Genomic DNA, 20,966 nt, shown 5'->3' with positions numbered 1-20,966 from the left:
GCCCTGGCGTCGGGGGGGGGTGGGCGCCAGGGCCGCCGGAGTCGAGGGGGCCCTCAGGGGTGGTTCAGGGGGGCAGGAGGGTTCAGGGGGTGGTTGCGGGGGTGCTCAGGGGTTGAGGCCCTTGCCCTGCAGCCAGCCGAGCGGGTCGATGCCGGTGCCGTCGGGCGTGTGGACCTCCATGTGGAGGTGCGGCCCGGTGACGTTGCCGGTCGCGCCGACGCGGCCGATGACCTCGCCCGTGGTGACCTTCTGCCCCGCGCTGACATTGAGCGAGGACTGGTGGCAGTACCAGACCTCCGTGCCGTCCTCCAGTTCGAGCACGGTGCGGTAGCCGTACGCGCCCGCCCAGCCGGCCTCCTTGACGGTGCCGGTGTGCACGGCCTTGAGGGGGGTACCCGTGGGTGCGGCGAAGTCCAGACCGGTGTGGTGGCCGGAGGACCACATGGCACCGGCGTCGCCGAAGTGCGAGGTGAGGGTGTACGAGGAGGTGGGGATGGCGTAGCTCTTGGCGAGCTTGGCCAGGCGCTCGGCCTCTGCCTTGGCCTTGCGGGCCTCCGCCTCCTTCTTCTTCTTGGCGGCGGCCTCGGCCTTCGCGTCCCGCTGGGCCGCCTGCTGCTGGGTGGCGGCCTCTTCGGCGGCCTTCTTGACGGCCGCGTCCTCGGCCGCGGTCCGTACGACGGTGTCCGCCTGGTCCTGCTGGTTCTCGGCCTGCTGCATGATGCGGGCGCGCAGCGCCTCGCCCGCGTCGGTGGTGCCCTGCTCGGCGTCGGCGGTGCTGACGCCGGCCGCGGTGAGGGGGGCCGCCGCGGCGGCGGACACCGTGGAGTCCGCCGCGTCGTCAGATATCAGCGAGCCCACGCCGGGCAGCGACTTGGCCTCCGGCAGCGAGTCCGCGACGGTGTCCATGCCCGGCAGGTCGGGCATCGAGAGGGAGACCGGCGGCTTGCCGTCCTGCGCGGTGGCGATGCCGCCCGCGCCGACGGCGGCGATGACGCCCACGCCGAGGACGGTGGAGCTGCGGGCGAGCCCGCCGCCCTTCTTGTGCACACGGTGCCTGCCACGGACGGGACGGACGGAATCCTCGGTGGGGTTCCACTCCTCGAAGGAGTCGTCGTACGTACCGAAGTCATCGTCATTCGGTATGTACACGGCTTGGGGGGCAGGCCGGTTGGACGCCACTGGGGCGCACTCCTTTCCTTCCTTCTCGCCTACCGGGTTAGCTGACGGGTTCGGAGCAGGAAGGTCTCCTACGGACACCTGGCGCCGGTACACGGATGCACGGTGCTCAGCTGCCTGATTCACCCCAAGTTGGTGGTTCCCCGGCTCCCTTTCGGGATTAGGCGTGTGCGCGCGGAGCCGCCTCTAGTGACGGCTGGGACGACCGCGCTGCGTTATCGAACGTTAATAGACAGCGGGTCCGTATTCCAAGCTGTTCCGGTTGATCGTTAACGCCGACCGGGTGTACGTACCGGGACACGGAGGTTCGGAACGGGGCGAGTTGACGCCCTCTCACGCCCCCGCGGCACGCACCGGAGCTTCACATTCCCTTGACAGTACGTCAGTTGTCATGCGGAGGGATGCCCTTCAGTCACGGGCCGTGATGTCCGGATCCCCGGCGACGGGCCGCCGCACCGCGAGCAGCGCCATGTCGTCGGTCATCCGCCCCCCGGTGTGCCGCCGCACCTCCTCCGCCAGCGCGGCGAGCAGCGCGCGCGGGCCGCCGCGGCCCGGGAAGATGCGCCCGCCGAGCCGGGTCGCGGGATCGTAGAACTCCCCCGCAGGATCGCGCGCCTCCGACAGGCCGTCCGTGTAGAAGAGCAGCATCGCGCCGGGCGGGAACTCCGACTCGTCCGCCCGGTCCGGCCAGACCCCCAGCTCGCCCATGCCGAGCGGCAGCGCGGGCTCGCTCGCCGACAGGACGCACAGCCGGCCGTCCCCGCGCAGCAGCAGCGGCGACGGGTGCCCCCGGTTGATCAGCCGTACGGCGCCGCCGGCGTGGTGGATCTCGGCGAGTACGGCGGTGGTGAACCCCTCGAACTGGTCGAGCCCGTCGCGCCGGGTGCCCTCGCGCGCGAGCGCCCGCTCCAGGCGCTGCGCCACCGCCTCAAGCGTCGTCTCCTGCTCGGCGGCCTCCCGGAAGGCGCCGATGACGACGGCGACCGCGGCGACCGCGCCCATACCCTTGCCCCGGACGTCGCCGACGATGAGCCGCACGCCGTGCGGGGTGTCCTGCACCGCGTAGAGGTCGCCCCCGATGAACGCGTCGGCCTGCGCGGCCTCGTACCGCGCCGCGATGTCGAGCCCGCCGATCCGCGGATCGGGTTCGGGCAGCACGGCGCGCTGGGTGGTCTCGGCGATGGAGCGGGCGTTGGCGAGCCGGTCGTTGCCCCGGCGCACGACGCGGTTGATGACGATCGCGAGGGCCGCGACGGTGACCACGGTGAGCACCTCGGTGACGGCCTCGACATGGCCGCTGACCGGGTTGCCGAAGTGCAGGAAGAGGACGGCGGCCGTGGCGGCGGCGCCGGTCAGGACGGTGCTGAGCTGCGAGTAGAAGGGGGCGGCGATCAGCGGGGCGGCCGTGTAGAGGGGGGCCGCGGTGAATTCCGGCGGGGTCGTCACGTCGTACACGACGCCGACGATCAGGAGCAGGAGGGGCAGGGACCGGACGAAGGTCCGCTCGTGCGCGGTGGCACCCCTGTCCCCGGATCCCGCTCGCTGCCCCACCGCTTGTCTCCCGCCGACTCCGCGCCCATCACGCGCTCCACTCAGGGTTCCCCCGACGGGGAGCGGGTGCGACCTGGTGCGGTCCGACCGGGTTACGGGAAGGGCGTACGGGAAAACACCTAGGGCCCGGAACCAATTGCTTGGTTCCGGGCCCTAGGCCTTGAGTAGCGGGGACAGGATTTGAACCTGCGACCTCTGGGTTATGAGCCCAGCGAGCTACCGAGCTGCTCCACCCCGCGCCGTTGAATGCAACTCTACGCCATTGGGAGGGGTGCGTCGAACCACTTCAGGCGTTGCCCGCGTGCGTGAGCGTCTCCCAGGCCACGAAGAGGCCGTCCGTCCCCTCCGGCCGCCCGCGCTCCGTGTACCTCTCGGTCTCCGGCATCTCCAGGTGCAGCCGCCCCCGCAGGTGGTTCAGGCCGACCTCCGTGTCGGGGCCCATGTCGCGCCGCACCCTGCCGCCGCACAGCCAGCCCGGCACCGGCGCGCCCAGCTGGTACTTGGAGTGGAACTCGAAGGCGGCCCGCAGCCGGTCCTTGACCTCGCCGTACAGGTCGACGCCCTGGTGGTGGGCGGTCTCCGCCATGTGCGCGGTGGCGGCGAGCGAGTAGCTGGCGTGCTTGAAGTTGCGGCAGGTCTCCTGGGAGAGCCCGTCGGCGAAGGTGTCCTGCCCGAACCAGTACCTCTTCAGCTCGGCAGCGGTGTCGATGCCGCTGCCCTCCGGCGAGACCGGCAGCTTGCCGTCCGACTCCAGATAGAAGTAGGCGGGCACGCGCGTGCGGAAGTGGTGCACGGACTTCTCGAACGTGGCGTGGTCGTCGAGGAAGACGGCCATCGCCATGGTGGCGTCGGCCATCACCAGGTCCCAGTTGCCGTTGAAGTCGGCGGAGCCGTTCTCGACCTGCGGCAGGTAGGCGGTGCGGAGCATCCGCTCGAAGCGCAGCAGCGAGCCGTCGTTCCAGCCGTCGTAGGTGTAGCGCACCGCCTCGGCGGCGCGGGCCCAGGAGGACGCGGCCCAGGCGGTCTGGAGCCCGGCGTTGGCCTCGGTGTGCTTGGTGATCACCTTCGCCCAGGCGTCCATGATCTGCACGGCCTTCTCGGCGTGCGCGCGCTCACCGGTGATGTTCCAGAGCAGCGCCTGGGTGTACGCGGCCAGAGCGTCCTGGCGCTCCTCGACACACCCCTTGCCGGGGCGGGTGTCGGGCGGGCACTCCACGACGGGGTACGGGGTGGCCCGGTAGTCGTCCGCCGCGTACTTGCTGCCCCGCATCTGCTCGTACGCCTTCAGCCAGGGCTGCTCCCGCGCCCTGACGTGCGCACGGACCCGGTCGAACTGCTCCTTGCCGACCAGCACGCCGGGGTGCTTGAACGCCAGGTCCAGGGGGCGGGCGGCGGCCGTACGGGTGTCCGGGCCGCCGGAGCCGCCGCCGCCACCGCAGGCCGCGGCGAGGGCGACGAGGAGGGGCGAGAGGAGGAGCACGACGACGCGCCGCCCGCGCCGCCCTCTGCCACGTACGGCTGCTGCCATGCTGCACCTCCGGTTCGGGCCCGCTGCCCCGGCAGTACAGCGTCGCCCGGGGCGCGGGCGGGCGCACCGCCGGACTGCTCCGTTCGGGCGGCGCGCGGCACGGGTGGTGCGCGGCACGGGTGGTGCGCGGGCCGGGGCTGGTGGTGCGCGGCCCGGCGCCGGTGGCGTGCGCCCTCCCGTACGCCCCACGCCCCACGCCCCACGCCCCTCAGATCACCGGCGGGCGGCCGAGGCGCGTCAGCCTCCACACCGTGCGCCAGCGCATGGGCCTGCGCTCGCCGCACGGCGTCCGCACCCCCTCGACGAAGCCGCCGGCCCAGGCGCGCAGGCCCGGCAGCGAGCGGGTCCGGGCGAGGGTGAGAAGGGTCCAGATGCCCAGGTGGACGGGGATCAGCGGGAGCGGGAGGCCGCGGCGGACCAGCCAGACGCGGTTGCGGGCGGTGTTGCGGTAGTAGACGGCGTGCCGGGCCGGGGAGGTCTTGGGGTGCTGGAGCAGCAGGGCAGGCTCGTAGAGGATCTGCCAGCCGTCGTCGACGGCCCGCCAGGCCAGGTCGGTCTCCTCGTGCCCGAAGAAGAACTGGGCGGGCCAGGTCCCGGTCCGGGCCAGCATGGGCATGGACAGGGCGTGCCCGCCGCCGAGGAAGGCGGTGACCGGGCCGCGGCGCATCGGGTCGGTGGCGCGCAGGCGTGGGATGTGGCGGCGCTGGGTCTCGCCCGTCTCGTCGGCGATGCGGAAGCCGACGATGCCCAGGTGCGGGTCGGCGGCGAACAGGTCGCGGATCCTGCGGAAGACGTCGTCGGCGACGAGCAGCCCGTCGTCGTCGAGCTCGATGACGACGTCCACGTCGCCGAAGTCCGCGAGGCGCTCGATGGCCACGTTGCGGCCGCCCGGGCAGCCGAGGTTCTCGTCCAGCTCGACGGCGGTCACCTTGCCGGGCAGGGGCGGGAGTTCGGGGAGGGGCGAGCCGTTGCCGACGAGGACGACGCGGTCCGCGGGCACGTCCTGCATGGCGACGGACGCGAGCAGCGCGTCGAGCTCTCGGGGGCGGTTGCCCATCGTGATGACGGCGACGCCCAGGCGCGGCAGCGGTGGCTGAGGCACGGCGGTCCCTCCAGAGGTACGAGGTGCAAGGTGCGAGGCGCGAGGTGCGAAGTGCGAGGTGCGGCGGAAGTCGGCCAGTCAACACCACGGCGCCCCGCGGGGCCGAAGCCGGGCGGGGCGCCGTGGGGGCGTACGGGGTTGTTGCGGGGGCGGGCCGGGGCGGGGGGACGGGGGTCAGGCCCGGGGCTCAGGCGCCTTGGCTCAGGCGGCCGGGGTCAACTCGCTGCCGCGGGCGGCCTCGTCGTCGGCGGGGGCCTGCTCCTGCGCGGTGGTCTTGTCGTCCCGGATGAGGACGAGAGCGAGGACGGCGGCGGCCAGGACGCCCGCGGCGCCGGCCCAGAAGCTGGCGGACATCGCCTCGGTGAAGGCCTCGCGGGCGGCCGTGGCGAGGGCGTTGTCGCCGGTGGTGGCGGCCAGGGCGAGCGCGTCCTGCACCGAGTGGCCGGCCTGCGCCGATGCGTCGGCGGGCAGGGCGCCGGTGTAGGTGCTCGAGAGGACCGTGCCGAGGACGGCGACGCCGAGGGCCGCGCCCGCCTGCTGGACGGTGTCGTTGAGGGCCGAGCCGACCCCGGCGTGCTCGGCGGGCACGGCGCTCATCAGGGCGGCGGTCGCGGCGGGCATCGCGAGCCCGCCGCCGATGCCGATCAGGACCATGGCCGCGGCGAGCATCCCGAACCCGGCGTCCGAGGGGAGGGAGGCGAGGGCGCCGAAGCCCGCGGCGATGACGGTGAGGCCCGCGGCGGTCATGGGGCGGTTGCCGACCTTGTTGCCGAGGGTGGCGCCGACGCCGTTGAAGAGGAGCGTGGCGACGGCCATCGGGGCGAAGGCGATGCCGGTCTTCGCGGGCGAGTAGCCGAGGACGAACTGCAGGTACTGGGTGAGCACCAGCATCAGGCCGCCGTTGGCGAAGGTCAGCAGGACGAGGGAGAAGCTGGCGCCGCTGAAGACGCGATCACGGAAGAGCGAGAGCGGCACCATCGGCGCGTCGGTGCGGGTCTCCCAGATCCCGAAGGCGACCAGGGCGACGACCGCGACGCCGAGCGAGAGCTGCGTACCCGTGTCGTCCAGGCCGGTCTTGGCGGACTCGATGATCGTCCAGACGAGCGCGGTCATGCCGGCCATCGAGAGGACCATGCCGAGCGGGTCGGCCTTGCGGGCGGGGCCCTTGGACTCGGGCATCAGGACGAGGGCGGCGACGATGGCGAGGCCGGCGATCGGGACGTTCATCAGGAAGACCGCGCCCCACCAGAAGTGGGCGATCAGGACGCCGCCGAGCACGGGCCCGCCGACCAGGCCGACCACGGCCACCGCGCTCCAGGCGCCGATGGCCTTGCGGCGCTCCTCGTCGTCGAAGACGGTGATGAGGATCGACAGGGTGCTCGGCATGATCAGGGCGCCGCCGACGCCCATCAACACCCGCCCCGCGATGAGCTGTTCGGGGTTCTGGGCGACGGTGGCCAGGAGGGACGCCGCACCGAAGAGGGCGAGCCCCACGATCATCACGCGCCGCCGTCCGAACCGGTCGGAGAGGCTGCCCGCGGTGAGGAGCAGTCCGGCGAAGACAAGGATGTACGACTCGATGATCCACTGGATGTCCTGGGCGTCCGCGCCCAGATCCTCGGCGATGGGCGGGACCGAGACGGTCAGGACCATATTGTCGACGACCAGGACGAGCGTGCTCAGGCAGAGCACGATCAGGATGAGCCAGCGGCGCGGATCGCGGCGTACTTCCATCGTGGGACCCCCAGGAACGTAGGCGGCACGCTCGCTGAGTACGGCGTGCTCTCGTTGCGAACACTGTACGCACTGCGCACGGTGTGCGCAACGGGCGTACGCCGTGCGTCTGGATTGGCTCCACTTGACTCGGGGTGGTCTGGCGCTGGAGCAGCCCGTACGGGCATGGTCACCGGCGGTATCGTCGCCCCCGTCCGCCGACGCGGCACGTACGCGAAGGACCACGTACGCGAAGGGCCCAGCACGCTCAGCCCGGCACACTCAGCCCAGGACGCCTCATTCCCCAAGACGCCTCATTCAGTGACCGGTTGCACCGAACGCTTACCCCGTCTTCCCACCAGGAGTGACCAAGCATGCCAACCATCACCGAGCTCAGCGAGCTCAGCGGCGAGTACGTCCTCGACCCCGAAGGGACCCGGATCGGGTTCATCGGCAAGCACTCCGTGGGCCCCCAAGTGCGCGGGGAATTCGAGGAGTTCGAGGGCAGCGCGCACCTCGACGGCGACACCCCGTCGAAGTCCGGCATCCAGCTCACGCTCCGGTCACAGAGCCTCCAGACCCGCAACCGGTTCCGCGACGACCCGCTGCGCACCAAGTTCCTCGACGCGGCCAGCCACCCCGTCATCACCTTCACCTCGACCGAGGTGGAGCACGTGGACGGCAGCCGCTTCAGGGTCACAGGCGACCTGACCCTGAGGGGTACGACGAAGCCGCTCACCCTCGACGTCGAGACGACCGGCGGCGAGCACGACCCGCAGGGCCGCCTCCGGGTCGGCTTCCGGGGCAGCGTCACGATCAACCGCAAGGACTGGGGCGCGAGCGCGAACGCCGTGGACACGCTGATCGTCAGCTCGAAGGTGACGGTCGAGTTCGAGGTCGCGGCGGTCCGGCAGCCCTGATCCCCCCCCTTCTCGCACAAAAACGTATGTGTGAGGTGTGCGGGGCGGGGGACCTGGGAGGCAGGTCCGGGCACGGCAGCGATCCTCTGGAGGGCCGGCCCGGCCAGGTTCCTCCGGTTCAGCAGAGAGCCGGGGGAGCCGTGCGTTCGGGTCCGCTTCGGCGGCCCTTTAGGTTTTCGTTCACACTGTGCCGCCCTGCTCACAGACCCGCCGCGCAACCTCCCGCAGCTTCATGTTGTTCTCCTGCGAGAAGCGCCGCAGTACGTCGAACGCCTCCTCCTCGGCGATGCGGTGACGGGCCATCAGGATGCCTATCTCCTCACCGATGGAGTGCCGGGTGGCGGTCGGTGAAGGGCAGGAACCCCATCCTGCTGCCCACGCCGAGCGCGTAAGCGCGCGGGGCAGCTCCCCGCGCCATGGAAGCCATCTGCAACGCGAACCCACGCCAGTCCATGACCGCCCCGCCCTTCCCGCCCTCGGCCCTTCGGCCCTTCGGCCAGCCTGCTATGGGCGTGGGCGGGTGGGGTCGGGCTTGGCGTACGGGGCCACTTTTCGGGCCGTACGACGGGTCCCGGCGACCGGGCGGCGTACCGTGGCGGCGTGGCAACCGACGATCTGGGGCGGACCCTCCGACGCCTGCGCCGTCTGGCCTCCCTGACCCAGGAAGAGCTGGCGGAGCGCTCCGACGTAAGCGTCGACGTGATCCGCCAGCTCGAACAGCGGCGCAAGCATTCGGCGCGGCTGCCCACGCTGCACGCCCTGGCCAACGGACTCGGCGTGGAGCTGACGACGCTTCTCGGCGACCCTCCCGCGGTCAGCTCTACCGGCGAGAACGACGGCCCCCGCTTCGTGGCGGTACGGCGCGCCGTCATGCCTGCGCTCTGGGGGCCCGCGCCGAAGCCACCGGGCCCCGGCTTCTCCCTGGACCGCCTGCGCGAGCAGATCGCGGACGGCTGGACGCAGTACCACGCCGCCGAGTTCGACCCCGTGATGAAGGTGCTGCCCGACATGATCGCGGATGCGCGTTCGGCCACGGTCGCCGGCCACGACGCCGACCGGGGCGCCGGTTTCGCGGCGCTCGGCAAAGCTCTCCAGCTTGCCGGACACGTAGCCGTACGGATGGGGAAGACCGACCTCGCACTGATCAGCCTGGAGCGTGCCATAGAGGCGGCGGGGCAATCCCCGGACCCCCTGCTGCGCCCCATGATCGCCAACTCCGTTGCGTGGACGTACCAGCGACAAGGGCGCCTCGCCGACGCCATGAGCATCGCCCTGCACGCCGCCGCCGGCATCAAGGACTGCGGTCACACGGGGACCGCTGACGGCTTGAAGGTCTGGGGCGCGTTGACCATGTCCGCCGCCACGTCGGCCGCACGCAGCAACGACTACGCGCGGGCCGCCGAGTTGATGGAGAACGCCGAGGCCGAAGCCGCGCGTGTGGCCAGACTGCCGCAGGGCGGTGACAGTCGCATGGTCAGCGTCTTCAGTCCGTCTTCGGTACGGATCGAACGCGTTCGGCTAGCCGTTCAGTACGGGCGCCCCGAGCAGGCCCTGGCGCTCGCGAAGGGCATGCGGCTGAGCAAGGACGTCCCTCCGTCATGGCGAACGTGGCTGTTGCTGGACGTGGCCCGCGCTCACACCGACCTCGGTGACGCGGCGGGAGCGGTGAAGGCCCTGGAGTCCCTACGCCGTGTCGCGCCGACGTGGATGCAGCACCACACCTTGGCGGTGGCCATCGTTCGCGACCTGTGGGCGCTGCCCAACCACCCGGCCGGGCTGGGCTCGTTGGCCGGCTTCCTGGGCGTCAGCGAATAGCGTCGAGAAAGTGGGACGCCCCGTCCCTGTCACTCTGTGTAGCGCGTCGATTTCATGAGTCGTACTGCGCCCCGGTGACCACAGGACCGGCCCCGGGGCATGGCCGACCACGTAGGAGTCGACATGGCCGACGGCACGGACCGAGCTCTGGGCTCGGGAAGAGGCGCATTCCCGCAGCCCGTGAGCGCGGCGTTCGACTGGCTCGCGCGCGCCCAGCAAGAGCCACACCAGGCACACCGGGAGTGGCAGGAGCGGGGCATCGCTCTGCTGCCGCTCGGCAAAAGGTTCAACTCGGTATGTCTGCCCGGCCGGATCGTGCATGCAGGCATCGGTGCCGATGCCCTCGACGTGGTGACCCGGACCCTGGCCGAGCTGCTCGGCGGCCCGGTGATTCACAACGCCCCGCAGAACACGTACTACGCGCTGGTCGAGAAGGGACCGACGGCGCGATGGAACTACCCCGATGAGGCTCCCATGCTCGGCAGCGGCCACTTCCTGAGCGTCCCCGCCTCAGACCTCCGCGGCCCGACCGGCCTGCACTGGGCGGTACGACCCCGCATCGTCGGCGACCTGTGCCCCGTACCGTCCGTCGCCGCGCTCGTGCACATCGCCCGCGGCACCCTCAAGGGAGCGCGGCGATGAAGCTCACCGACCACCTCTCAGCGCCCGTCCTGCCCGCAGTCAACGTCCTCTCCACTGGCCAAGCGCGGGGCCGGGACTGCGTCTTCTGCGGCATCATCCTGACCTCTGACACCGCCGTCGACCTAGGTGTCCGCGATCTGCAGCGCGCTGGAGAGAAGGTGCACTGGTTCCCTCGTGCGTGCCGATGGTGCGCCGACGGCGGATATGTGGACATCCTCTTCGCCGCCGCATTCTCCGCGTGTGGCACCCTGCCGCCTCCCGAGCAGTTGACCGACCTGTACCGCCGTCTGCGGCACGAGATCCGGCGCCGACTGCCGGCCGCCACGAAGGCTTCCGACGAGGCAGGCGAGGGGAGCCTGGAGTGGCACGCGCACCAGCGCAACATCGACGCCGCCCACGACGCCCTGGCCGACGAGCCCGGTGACCGCCCCGGCTCGCTGGTGCTGGCGATGCGCGTTGCCGAGCTCGGCCGACGGCTACGCGACCTCCTCCGCTACCCGCCCTGCGGGGGGACGTGAACGGGGCGTCGCCCCTCGTCCGCGTCCACTGCGCGCCATGCCTCCGCAGGCTCCTGACGCAGGCGTAGGCCACGAGCTCTGCGCCCATGCGTCATGCGGCGGCGGTCGCTGGTCCTGCGGCAGCGGCCGCCGTGAGAAGCTCCCCGCCGGTGCGGCTCCCTGCGCCGCCCCTTGATCGCTGTCCCTTCAGGCCAGCAGGGGCCAGCAGGGGCCAGCTAAAGATCTTGCAGCCACCGAAAACGACTCGACCCCTGGTCAGATCGCTCTGACCAGGGGTCGATTCGTGGGCCGCGTGGGACTCGAACCCACAACCTACAGATTAAAAGTCTGCTGCTCTGCCAATTGAGCTAGCGGCCCGCCCGCCCAGCATAGCCGTACGGTCGCACTGCCCTCACAGGCTTATCCGAGTCGGGCGCGCCCGGCCCTGACCGGGCGACCCGGGCCTCTCCGCCGAGGGCCGGGGCGCGGCCCGGACAAGCGCCGGTCGGCCGAGGCACACGCCAGGCCCCGCGCACCACCCCTGAGCAACGAATTCATCAATTGACAGTCGCGCGACGTTATGCCCTCCGTCATGCCATCGGCTGCTCAGCAAAGGCGGCAATTTATTCAAGGGGAGAGAATTGACAGGCCCCGCCATGGCATGCCCTGGATGACCTGCCAGAACCTTCGCATTACAGGTCACTCAGTAATTGACAGGGGCGGAATACCATGCCCTCGATACCCCGCCAAAAAAGGTCACCTTTTTTGATTGACAGAGGCGCGGTGATTATCTACGGTCCATTCGACAGTTCTTACCAACCACCCCACCCAAGGGAATTCATGACCACAGCCCCGGCGTTGCCGAAGTCCAAGCAGCAGTTGATCCTTGCCGTTCTCATGGTGTGCTCTCTGCTGATCTGGCTGGACAACACCGTCCTGAGCACCGCCCTGGAGACCCTCGCGGACCCGGCCCGCGGACTGGACGCCGACCCCGCCGAGCTGCAGTGGGCCACCGGCTCTTACACCCTGGCCTTCGCCACGCTGATGTTCACCGCCGGCGCCCTCGGCGACCGTTTCGGTCACCGTACGGTGCTCGTCGCGGGACTGGTCGTATTCGCCGGGTCCTCGATATGGGCGGCGTATGCGGGCGACGCGGAGCAGCTGATTGCGGCGCGGGCCGCGATGGGCGTGGGCAGCGCGCTCATCATGCCCGGAAACATGGCGATCCTCATGTGGACCTTCACCGGCCCCGCGCGGTCGACCGCGGTCGCCATTTCCTCGACGGCCGCCGGTGTCGGAATGGCCGCGGGCCCGGTCCTCGCCGGGTTCCTTCTCGATCATTTCTGGTGGGGCTCGGTCTTCCTGGTCAATGTCCCGGTCGTGATCGTGGCGCTCATCGGAATCGCCGTACTGGTCCCGAATTTCCGCAGCCCCGTCCCGCGCCCGCTGGACGGCGCCGGAATGCTGCTTTCGATCACCGGACTCGCCGCCCTCGCCTACGGGCTGATCCGGGCGGGCCAGGTGGCCTCCTGGGGCCGTACGGACGTGTGGGCGCCGATCGCCGTCGGCGTCGTCCTGCTGGCCGCCTTCGTCCTGGTCGAGCTGCGGACCAAGATGCCCAGCTTCGACCCCCGGCTCCTTGCGCAGCGCACCTTCGGCGGCGGCAACGTCGCCCTCGGCCTGCTCCTCTTCGCCGTGACCGCCGTGACCTTCTACAACGCGTTCTACCTCCAGGGCGCGCGCGGCTACTCGCCGATGGAAGCGGGCCTCGCGTCCCTCCCGACCGCGGTCGGCGCGACCCTCGGAGCGCCCGTCGGCGCGCGTCTGGTGAGGCGCTTCCCGCTCCGCCTCGTCAGCGCACCGGCGCTCGTCGTGGCGGCGCTGACCATGGGCGCGTACGGGTTCCTCGGCCTGGACACCCCCCTCGTCCTGATCGAGATCCTGGTGCTGATCCAGGGCCTCACCGTCGGCATGGTCCTCGGCCCGGTGACCGCCGCACTGATCAGCTCCCTGCCGCTGGAGCGGGCCGGAGCCGGATCGGCCGTCACCAACACCGTGCGCCAGACCGGCAGCGTGATCGGCATCGCGGTCGGCGGCACGATCATGTCGATCGTCTACCGGCGCGCGATCGAGCCCTCGCTCGACGGCGTGCCCGAGTCGGCGCGGGACCGGGCCCAGGTCTCCGCCGAACAGGCCCGGCACGTCGCCGCCCGGATCGACCGGCCCACTCTCGCGCAGGCCGCCGATGACGCGTTCATCCACGCCATGCACGTCGGCGCTGTCTGGATCATGCTCATCGCCCTCGGCGGAGCGGCGGTGCTCGTGTTCTCCCTGCGCCCCACCGAGAAGTCGGCGCTGGAGCGCGAGGAGCCGGTGCGGGAGCGCGAGGAGCCGGACCACGTGAACCAGCCCTCGTACGAGGTCGACAGCGTGAGCAGCCGCTGACCTCACGCAGCCGCTGACCTCACGGCGGGTCGAGGTGCTCCGAACCGTTCGCCCGCGCCGCGTCACGCGCCCGCGTACGGGCGTGGTCCGGATTGAGGAACCAGTGCCGGGCCGACACGAGCCACCAGACCGCCGCGAAACCGAGCACGACGAGCACCGCGACCGGGGCGTAGTTGAAGGTCTCCCACGTGACCGGCGAGACCTGCGGCAGCATGAACAGGACGGTGATCACGCCGACCCACCCCACCGCCACGATGCCGACAGGACGCGACCAGCGGCCCAGGTGCCAGGGCCCGCGCTCGAACGCGTCGCCCCTGCGCAGCCGCAGCAGCGTGGGGATGACGTACGCGATGTAGAGCCCGATGACGGCGATGGACGTCACCGCCGCGTACGCCGTGACGTTGATCAGATACGGCAGACCGAGGACGAGCGCGCCGAGCGCGGCCAGCCATACCGCCGCGACCGGCGTCCTCGTGCGCGGGTCGACCGTGTGCCAGACGCGCGAGAAGGGCAGCGCGCCGTCCCGCGAAAAGGCATAGATCATACGGGAGTTGGCGGTCACGGAGGCCATGCCGCAGAAGAGCTGCGCCCCGATGACGACGAGCAGGAGCAGCTTGCCGGTACTGGCCCCGAGGGCGTCGAGCAGAATCTGCGCGGGCGGCGCCCCGGTCGCCGACTCGCGGGCCCCGTCGTACGACTGGATGGCGAACGTGAAGCCGAGCAGCAGGACGAACCCGGCGATCCAGGACGTCCAGATGGACCGCACGATGCCCTTGGGCCCGGCGGTGGACGCGTCGTGGGTCTCCTCGGTCATATGGGCGGAGGCGTCGTACCCGGTGAAGGTGTACTGGGCCATCAGCAGCCCGATGAGCGCCACGTAGAGCCCGCTCCCCCACCCGGTGTTGTTGACGAACTCGGTGAAGACGAAGGACGCCGACCGGTGCGAGTCGGGCGAGAAGGCGAGCGCACCGACGATCACGGCCACGCCGGCCACGTGCCACCACACGCTCACGCTGTTGAGCAGCCCGACGATCCGCACGCCGAAGGTGTTGAGCAGCCCGTGCAGCACGAGGATCGCGGCGAACAACAGAATCGTCCGCCCCTCGGTGACCCGGAAGTCGAACTGCAGATTCAGATAGGCCCCCAGGAACGACGCCGCCCCGAAGTCGATCCCCGCGGTGACGGCGACCTGCCCGAGCACGTTGAACCACCCCGTGAACCAGGCCCAGGCGGCCGCGGTCCGCGCCGGCGCGAGCCGATGCGCCCAGAAGTACAGCCCGGCGGAGGTCGGATAGGCGGAACAGATCTCCGCCATGGCGAGCCCCACGAACAACGTCATCAGCCCGACCCCGACCCACCCCCAGGTGATCAGGGCGGGCCCGCCGGTGTTCATCCCGAACAGATACATGGTGAGACACCCGGACAGCACCGAGATGATCGTGAACGAGACGGCGTAGTTCGAGAACGCGGACATCCGCCGCGCGAGAACCTGGGTGTAGCCGAGCTGGGCGAGGCGTTCCTCGTCGGATCCTGGTGGTGGTTTCATGCACGAGCGTTGCCCACGACAGGGACATGACATGCGGCACGCTCGGTCGAGGTACGGCCGTCCGCGTACGCCGAAGGGCCCACCCCACCCGGGATGGGCCCTTCGGTTCAGCTGATCAGCAGGCGTCAGCCGTTGCGCTTCCAGCGGGGCTTGTCGTCACGGCGGCCGAAGGAGCCGGTGCCGGTGCCGGTACCCGAGGTGCCCGAGTTGCGGTTGTACGCCGGGCGGTCGTGGCCGCCGGAGCGGAAGCCGCCCGAGGGGCGGTCGTCGCGGCGGTCACGGTTGAACGGACGGTCGCTGCCGCGGTGGCCGCCGGAGGGGCGGTCGTCGCGACGGAAGCCGCCACCACGGCTGTCGCCACCACGGCTGTCGTCGCGACGGTCGCGGTTGAAGCCGCCACCGCGGTTGTCGTCGCGGCGGAAGCCACCACGCTCACCGCCACGGTCGTCACGACGCTCGAAAGAACGGCCGCCACGGTCGCCACCACGGTCGTCGCGACGGAAGCCGCCACCACGGCTGTCGCCACCACGGCTGTCGTCACGGCGGTCACGGTTGAAGCCGCCACCGCGGTTGTCGTCGCGACGGAAGCCACCACGCTCACCGCCACGGTCGTCACGACGCTCGAAAGAACGGCCGCCACGGTCGCCACCACGGTCATCGCGACGGAAGCCGCCACCACGGCTGTCGCCACCACGGCTGTCGTCACGACGGTCACGGTTGAAGCCGCCACCGCGGTTGTCGCGACGGTCCCGCTCGTAGTTGCCGCGGTCGTCGCGCTGCGGACGGCGGTTCTCGTACGAGGAGGAGCGCTCCTCGCGGGCCGGGCGCTCGGCGACGGGCTGCTCCGGGACCGACACGGCGGCCTCGACGACGGCCTCGGCGGCAGCGGCGGCCTCGGCGACCGCGGCCTCCGGGTCGTCACCGCGCTCGCGGGCGGCACGCGCGGTGAGGCGCTCGGCCTCCTCGCGCAGCTCGGTCGCGCGGCGGGTGGCGCGCTCCAGCTCCTTGGTGAGGTCCTTGACCTCGCGCTCGGCCTGGGTCGCGGCGTTGCCCGCGGAGTCGGCCTGCACCTCGGTCATGGAGCGGGCGCCGGTGATCTCGGCGACCTCCGGGTCGAAGGTGCCGCCGCCGTTGATGATGTGGCGCGTGGCGTCGACGCCCGCGTCCTCCATCAGGCGGAAGATCTGGCGGCGCTGGTGCGGCAGGGAGAGGGAGACGACCGTGCCGGAGCGGCCCGCGCGAGCGGTACGGCCCGAGCGGTGCAGGTAGTCCTTGTGGTCGCCGGCCGGGTCCACGTTCAGGACCAGGTCGATGCCGTCGACGTGGATGCCGCGGGCGGCGACGTCGGTGGCGACGAGGGCGTTGACGTAGCCCTTCTTGAAGTCCTCAAGGACGCGGGTGCGGGCACCCTGCGTCATGCCGCCGTGCAGCGCGTCGGCCTTCACGCCGGAGTCGCAGAGCTGCTCGGCGATGCGGTCGGCGCCCAGCTGGGTGCGGACGAAGATGATCGTGCGGCCCTTGCGCGCGGCGATGGCGGCCGTGACGGGCGCCTTGTCGCGGGGCTTCACGATGAGGATGTGGTGCGTCATGGTCGTGACGTTGCCCTGGGCGCTGTCGACCTCGTGCGTCACCGGGTTGTTCAGGTAGCGCTTGACCAGCGTGGAGATCTCGTTCTCCATCGTGGCCGAGAACAGCATGCGCTGGCCGCCGCCGGGAACCTGGTCGAGCAGCTCGGTGACCTCGGGCAGGAAGCCCAGGTCGGACATCTGGTCGGCCTCGTCGAGGACGGCGATCTGGGTGTTCTCCAGCGAGCAGGCGCCGCGGTTGATGAGGTCGCGCAGGCGGCCCGGGGTGGCGACGAGGATGTCGACGCCGCGCTCCAGGGCGTAGATCTGGTTGCCCATCGACGTACCGCCGCAGACGACCTTCATCTTCAGGCCGAGCACGTCGCCGTAGGGCTGGAGGGCGTCCGCGACCTGCATCGCGAGCTCGCGGGTCGGGGTCAGGATGACGCCGCGGGGCTTCTTCTTCTCGGTGCGGCCGTCGGAGGCCAGCGTCGCCAGCATCGGCAGGCCGAAGGAGAGGGTCTTGCCGGAGCCGGTGCGGCCGCGGCCGAGGATGTCCTTGCCGGCCAGGGCGTCCGGGATGGTCGCGGCCTGGATCGGGAAGGGCGTGGTGACGCCGTTCTGCGCGAGCTTGCGGACGATGCCCTCGGGCAGACCGAGGTCGGTGAACGTGATCTCGGGCTCGGCGTCGGAGACGTCCGCCTCGGGGGCGTCGGAGACGTCGGCGTCGGGGATGACCTCGGTGACGTCCTGGGCCCCGGAGACCTCGACCGGCTCGACGACGGCCGCTACGGCCTCCGTCTCGACGGACTCGACGATCTCGGCCTCGACGGACTCGACGATCTCCGTCTCGACGGAGACGACGATCTCGTTCTCGGGCAGGACGGCGTGGTCAGAATGAGAAATGGACATGCGAAATGCGAAACCTTCCGGAGTCTCGGCACGCGCCCGTCAACTCCGTGATTTCGCAATGGACCGCCTCTATGCGGTCAGCCACGGCAAGGGAGAGTACGCGCCACGCGGCGCTCTTCTGTGTCGGCGCCGGGCAAATGGGATCAAACGATCTACCACCATACGCACCCCCCACCCCAAATGGCAAACCGCCCCCCTTCGGGAGGCCCGCCGGGGGCCTCGGAGCTACCGAGGACCCGCCTCGGGCGAGGGCTCCCGCGCCGTGACCTCGGCGTTCCGCCGCTCCAGCTGCGCGTCCTGACCCGACCCCTCGTGCGCCGACGAGGACGGCTCCGGAGTCGTCGGATCCGGCGTCGGGGTCGGGTCGGGCTTCGGCGGGGCGGGCGTCGCGCTCGTCCGGGTCGCGGTGGGCTTGGCACGCGTCGGCGTGGGCTTCCCCGGCCCGCCCTGCTGCGGCTCCTTCGCCGGGGACGACGCCGAGGACGACTCCGAGGGCTCCGCGTCGCCCCCCGCCCCGGACCCGCCCGAGTGCGACGAGGCGCCCTTCCCGTGCCCCTTCCCGCCGCCTTTGCCCTTGCCCTTCCCGCGGCCCTGCGCGTGCTCACCCCCGTCCTCGGCGTCGTCGCCCCGCCGCCCGGGATCTCCGTCGGGCGCCGCCGCCCCGCTGCGGTGCCCCGCGGACCGGCCGGGCCCGGGGGCCTTCCCGTCGTCACTGACGCTCATGCAGCCCGCTGTCGCCGCTACGGCCACCGCGACCGCGGCCCAACGGACGGGAACGTACAACTGGCGCACGGCCGAGCACCTCCTGAGGCGCTGAGAATCCAGACGCCCTGCCCAACTCCCGCGGCCCGCAAGAGGACACGGAGGTCCACCCCCGCCCGGCCCCGCCCCGCACACCAGGGCGGGCGCCCTCGCTCACCCGTACCCGAGCGCGTGCAGCCGGGCGTCGTCGATCCCGAAATGGTGCGCCACCTCGTGCACCACCGTGATCTCCGTCTCGGCGACGGCCTCCTCGCGCGAGCCGCACATCCGCAGCGTCGGCCCGCGGTAGATGGTGATGCGGTCCGGCAGGACACCCGCGTACCACTCACCCCGGTCGGTGAGCGGAGTCCCCTCGTACAACCCGAGCAGCTCGGGATCGTCGGAGGGCGGCTCGTCCTCGACGAAGACGGCCACGTTGTCCATCAGCCGCGTCAATTCCGGCGGAATCCGGTCGAGCGCCTCGCCGACCAGTTCCTCGAACTCCTCGCGCGTCATCTCCAGCACTCCCCCATTGTCGGCCACGTCGCCGCCCCCGTCCCGGCATAGCCGTCGCCCCAACTGGGCATACGGGACCAATGGCCCGCGACTTCACCGTCGTCCTGAAGGTCGTACGACGGGCGGGCACCGCCCTCGTAGGCCACTACCGCGCTCGCCGCACCCACCCGACCACCGAGCTGATCAGCCCCCCGCACCCGTACGCCCGCGCCCTCGGCCTGATCACCGTGGTCGTCCTCGGCGCCTGGCTCGGCCTCCTCATCGTCGGCAGCGTCCGCGCGCCGGTCGGCCCGATGGACACCCGCATGGCGCTGCGCCCGTCCGTGTCCGGCGGCACGAAGATCGACGTCTCCCCGCTTGGCGCCCTGGAACTCCGCTCGCACACCGCCCCCCTCCGCCTGGACGTCGACGTGGACCGCCTCGACCCGGTGCGCTCCCAGGCCCTGGTCGACCACCCCGAGCGGCTCGCCGGCCTGCAGGAGGAGGTCGCCCGCGACGTCGGACACGGCACGCTCGACCTCGCCGTACGCTCCTGCGTCGCCGTCGTCTCGGGCGCCACGGCGCTCGGCCTCGCCGTCTACCGCCGCCCGCGCCGCGCACTCGCCGCGGGCGGCCTCGCCCTCACCCTGCTCGCGGCCTCGGGCACGGCGGCGTACGCCACCTGGAACCCGAAGTCCGTCCTGGAGCCGAAGTTCTCCGGCCTGCTCAGCAGCGCCCCCTCGGTCGTCGGCAACGCGCGCAGCATCGTCAGCGAATTCGACGTCTACCAACAGGAGTTGGCGCGCCTCGTCACCAACGTGACCAAGCTCTACGACGTGACGTCCACGCTCCCCGCGTACCAGCCTGACCCCACCACGATGCGGGTCCTGCATGTCTCCGACATCCACCTCAACCCGGCCAGCTGGAAGATCATCTCTTCCCTCGTCAGCCAGTACGAGATCGACGTCATCGTCGACTCCGGCGACACCATGGACCACGGCTCGGCCACCGAGAACGGCTTCCTCGACCCGGTCGAGGACCTGGGCGCCCCCTACGTATGGGTGCGCGGCAACCACGACTCGCGCACCACACAGGGCTACCTGGAGCGCTTCAAGAACGTCCACGTGCTCGACGACGGCAGGGCCGAGACCGTCGCGGGCCTGCGCTTCGCCGGGATCGGAGACCCGCAGTACACCCCCGACCGCTCGGTGCGGGCCGAGGGCGACGCGGTCGAGCACATGGCGGGCATACGACTGGCCTCCGCACTGCGCGCCGAGCGGGCGGCCGGCACGCCCGTCGACGTGGCGATCGCGCACAACCCCACGGCGGCGCGGGAGACCGACGGCGAGGTGCCGCTCGCCCTCGCGGGGCACGTCCACCACCAGGAGATGGACGTCCTGGACGACGGCACGCGGCTGCGCATCGAGGGGTCGACGGGCGGCAGCGGGCTGCGCGCGGTCGAGGGCAAGTACCCCGATCCGGTCGAGGCGTCGGTCCTCTACCTGGACCGTACGAGCAAGCGGCTCCAGGCCTGGGACGAGATCAAACTCGGCGGCCTCGGCCTGACGAAGGCCGAGGTCAGCCGCCACCTCCCCAAGGAGAACCGGCCCGGGGCACCCACCTCGCCCACGACTCCCACCCCCTCCCCGTAAACCGTTTTGGCGATAGCTCCCCGCATCCCATATGCTTCTCACGTCCCCGACGCGCTGCAAGGCGCACACGGCGGGCCTCTTAGCCCTCATCGTCTAGTGGCCCAGGACGCCGCCCTTTCAAGGCGGTAGCACGGGTTCGAATCCCGTTGGGGGCACGCATTACCGTGTGCGAGACTAGTGCTCGCACCACGCTTGGTCCTGTGGAGCAGTTTGGAGTGCTCGCCACCCTGTCAAGGTGGAGGCCGCGGGTTCAAATCCCGTCAGGACCGCTTGCGATTCCTCGCGGATCGCGTGGCTGGGTAGCTCAGTTGGTACGAGCGATCGCCTGAAAAGCGATAGGTCGCCGGTTCGATCCCGGCCCCAGCCACCTCTCCCGGAAGCCCCGCCCTCGGCGGGGCTTCTGCCGTTCCCCCGGAGGCTGCGCGCCTCTCTCCCCCCGTCCCCCGTGCGCCCACAAACAGCCCCGCCGCTCCGCGGCGGAGTTATCCCACCCACCCACCCGTTTGCCCCGCGACGTACGGCGGGAGTAGGGGCGGCTGGGTGGGGGGATTGCCCCCACCGGCCTGCCAGGCGCCCGAGCGGCCCGAGGGGGCGTGGGGGTATGTGCGCACGGAGCACCGAGCATCCTCTGGCGTCTTTGTCCGTGCAGCGCGACGCAGGGATGGC

Annotated in this window: 16 protein-coding genes, 5 tRNA genes and 1 riboswitch; of the genes, 9 read left to right on the top strand and 12 right to left on the bottom strand. The window is 71.3% G+C overall.

What is annotated here, in order from left to right:
* Positions 1 to 105: 105 nt before the first annotated feature.
* From ACFVYL_RS36340 to ACFVYL_RS36315, 6 genes are all read right to left on the bottom strand, one after another.
* Positions 106 to 1,179: a M23 family metallopeptidase gene (locus ACFVYL_RS36340; RefSeq protein ID WP_389724074.1), complete on the bottom strand. Its 1,074-nt coding sequence runs from the start codon at positions 1,177 to 1,179 to the stop codon at positions 106 to 108.
* Between the two features lie 11 nt (positions 1,180 to 1,190).
* A riboswitch (cyclic di-AMP (ydaO/yuaA leader) is annotated at positions 1,191 to 1,353 on the bottom strand.
* 231 nt (positions 1,354 to 1,584) lie between these two features.
* Positions 1,585 to 2,727 (bottom strand): PP2C family protein-serine/threonine phosphatase, encoded by a 1,143-nt coding sequence (locus ACFVYL_RS36335; protein ID WP_389724071.1) that lies wholly within the window; start codon positions 2,725 to 2,727, stop codon positions 1,585 to 1,587.
* A gap of 165 nt (positions 2,728 to 2,892) precedes the next feature.
* A tRNA-Met gene (locus ACFVYL_RS36330) sits at positions 2,893 to 2,966 on the bottom strand.
* 47 nt (positions 2,967 to 3,013) lie between these two features.
* Complete coding sequence (locus ACFVYL_RS36325) at positions 3,014 to 4,255, bottom strand: alginate lyase family protein (protein WP_389724068.1); 1,242 nt, start codon at positions 4,253 to 4,255, stop codon at positions 3,014 to 3,016.
* Positions 4,256 to 4,463: 208 nt separating this feature from the next.
* Complete coding sequence (locus ACFVYL_RS36320) at positions 4,464 to 5,312, bottom strand: glycosyltransferase family 2 protein (protein WP_389724106.1); 849 nt, start codon at positions 5,310 to 5,312, stop codon at positions 4,464 to 4,466.
* 246 nt (positions 5,313 to 5,558) lie between these two features.
* The gene (locus tag ACFVYL_RS36315; RefSeq protein WP_389724065.1) at positions 5,559 to 7,091 is read right to left on the bottom strand and encodes an MFS transporter; all 1,533 of its coding nucleotides are present in this window, start codon (positions 7,089 to 7,091) and stop codon (positions 5,559 to 5,561) included.
* Between the two features lie 353 nt (positions 7,092 to 7,444).
* Between ACFVYL_RS36315 and ACFVYL_RS36310 the strand changes: the two genes are divergently transcribed.
* Positions 7,445 to 7,990: a YceI family protein gene (locus tag ACFVYL_RS36310; protein WP_389724062.1), complete on the top strand. Its 546-nt coding sequence runs from the start codon at positions 7,445 to 7,447 to the stop codon at positions 7,988 to 7,990.
* A 180-nt stretch (positions 7,991 to 8,170) separates the two neighbouring features.
* On the opposite strand, the gene ACFVYL_RS36305 is transcribed toward ACFVYL_RS36310, so the two are convergent.
* The gene (locus ACFVYL_RS36305; protein WP_389724059.1) at positions 8,171 to 8,434 is read right to left on the bottom strand and encodes an ANTAR domain-containing protein; all 264 of its coding nucleotides are present in this window, start codon (positions 8,432 to 8,434) and stop codon (positions 8,171 to 8,173) included.
* A gap of 156 nt (positions 8,435 to 8,590) precedes the next feature.
* On the opposite strand from ACFVYL_RS36305, the gene ACFVYL_RS36300 reads away from it, so the two are divergent.
* The 3 genes from ACFVYL_RS36300 (at position 8,591) to ACFVYL_RS36290 (ending at position 10,965) form a co-directional block, all read left to right on the top strand.
* Positions 8,591 to 9,805: a helix-turn-helix domain-containing protein gene (locus ACFVYL_RS36300; protein WP_389724056.1), complete on the top strand. Its 1,215-nt coding sequence runs from the start codon at positions 8,591 to 8,593 to the stop codon at positions 9,803 to 9,805.
* A gap of 99 nt (positions 9,806 to 9,904) precedes the next feature.
* Positions 9,905 to 10,447: a hypothetical protein gene (locus tag ACFVYL_RS36295; RefSeq protein ID WP_389724053.1), complete on the top strand. Its 543-nt coding sequence runs from the start codon at positions 9,905 to 9,907 to the stop codon at positions 10,445 to 10,447.
* Positions 10,444 to 10,965, top strand: a complete 522-nt coding sequence (locus tag ACFVYL_RS36290) for a DUF6415 family natural product biosynthesis protein (RefSeq protein WP_389724050.1) — start codon at positions 10,444 to 10,446, stop codon at positions 10,963 to 10,965. The genes ACFVYL_RS36295 and ACFVYL_RS36290 overlap by 4 nt, the downstream gene beginning before the upstream one ends.
* A gap of 284 nt (positions 10,966 to 11,249) precedes the next feature.
* Here the strand turns inward: ACFVYL_RS36290 and ACFVYL_RS36285 are convergent.
* Positions 11,250 to 11,322 (bottom strand) — tRNA-Lys (locus ACFVYL_RS36285).
* Between the two features lie 462 nt (positions 11,323 to 11,784).
* Here ACFVYL_RS36285 and ACFVYL_RS36280 point away from each other — a divergent pair.
* A complete protein-coding gene (locus tag ACFVYL_RS36280) occupies positions 11,785 to 13,389 on the top strand; it encodes an MFS transporter (protein ID WP_389724048.1) in 1,605 nt (534 codons plus the stop codon).
* 19 nt (positions 13,390 to 13,408) lie between these two features.
* Here the strand turns inward: ACFVYL_RS36280 and ACFVYL_RS36275 are convergent, their stop codons facing one another.
* The 4 genes from ACFVYL_RS36275 to ACFVYL_RS36260 all read right to left on the bottom strand — a co-directional run bounded on the left by ACFVYL_RS36275 (position 13,409) and on the right by ACFVYL_RS36260 (position 18,678).
* Entirely contained in the window at positions 13,409 to 14,935 is a 1,527-nt protein-coding gene (locus tag ACFVYL_RS36275; RefSeq protein ID WP_389724045.1) for an amino acid permease, read from the bottom strand.
* A gap of 125 nt (positions 14,936 to 15,060) precedes the next feature.
* The gene (locus ACFVYL_RS36270; protein ID WP_389724043.1) at positions 15,061 to 17,412 is read right to left on the bottom strand and encodes a DEAD/DEAH box helicase; all 2,352 of its coding nucleotides are present in this window, start codon (positions 17,410 to 17,412) and stop codon (positions 15,061 to 15,063) included.
* Positions 17,413 to 17,637: 225 nt separating this feature from the next.
* On the bottom strand, positions 17,638 to 18,135 hold the full coding sequence (locus tag ACFVYL_RS36265; protein ID WP_389724040.1) for a hypothetical protein: 498 nt from the start codon (positions 18,133 to 18,135) through the stop codon (positions 17,638 to 17,640).
* A gap of 192 nt (positions 18,136 to 18,327) precedes the next feature.
* Positions 18,328 to 18,678, bottom strand: coding sequence for a metallopeptidase family protein (locus ACFVYL_RS36260; RefSeq protein ID WP_361718370.1), 351 nt, complete (start codon positions 18,676 to 18,678; stop codon positions 18,328 to 18,330).
* A gap of 71 nt (positions 18,679 to 18,749) precedes the next feature.
* On the opposite strand from ACFVYL_RS36260, the gene ACFVYL_RS36255 reads away from it, so the two are divergent.
* The 4 genes from ACFVYL_RS36255 (at position 18,750) to ACFVYL_RS36240 (ending at position 20,667) form a co-directional block, all read left to right on the top strand.
* On the top strand, positions 18,750 to 20,300 hold the full coding sequence (locus tag ACFVYL_RS36255) for a metallophosphoesterase (protein ID WP_389724037.1): 1,551 nt from the start codon (positions 18,750 to 18,752) through the stop codon (positions 20,298 to 20,300).
* A gap of 82 nt (positions 20,301 to 20,382) precedes the next feature.
* Positions 20,383 to 20,455 (top strand) — tRNA-Glu (locus tag ACFVYL_RS36250).
* Positions 20,456 to 20,494: 39 nt separating this feature from the next.
* Positions 20,495 to 20,569, top strand: a tRNA-Asp gene (locus ACFVYL_RS36245).
* 24 nt (positions 20,570 to 20,593) lie between these two features.
* Positions 20,594 to 20,667: transfer RNA gene (locus tag ACFVYL_RS36240), tRNA-Phe, on the top strand.
* The last annotated feature ends 299 nt before the right edge of the window (positions 20,668 to 20,966 follow it).

This window comes from Streptomyces sp. NPDC058308 (assembly GCF_042880275.1).
Taxonomy (GTDB): Bacteria; Actinomycetota; Actinomycetes; order Streptomycetales; family Streptomycetaceae; genus Streptomyces.
Note: the sequence above shows the minus strand (reverse complement) of the source record. Positions and strands in the feature narration are given on the sequence as shown.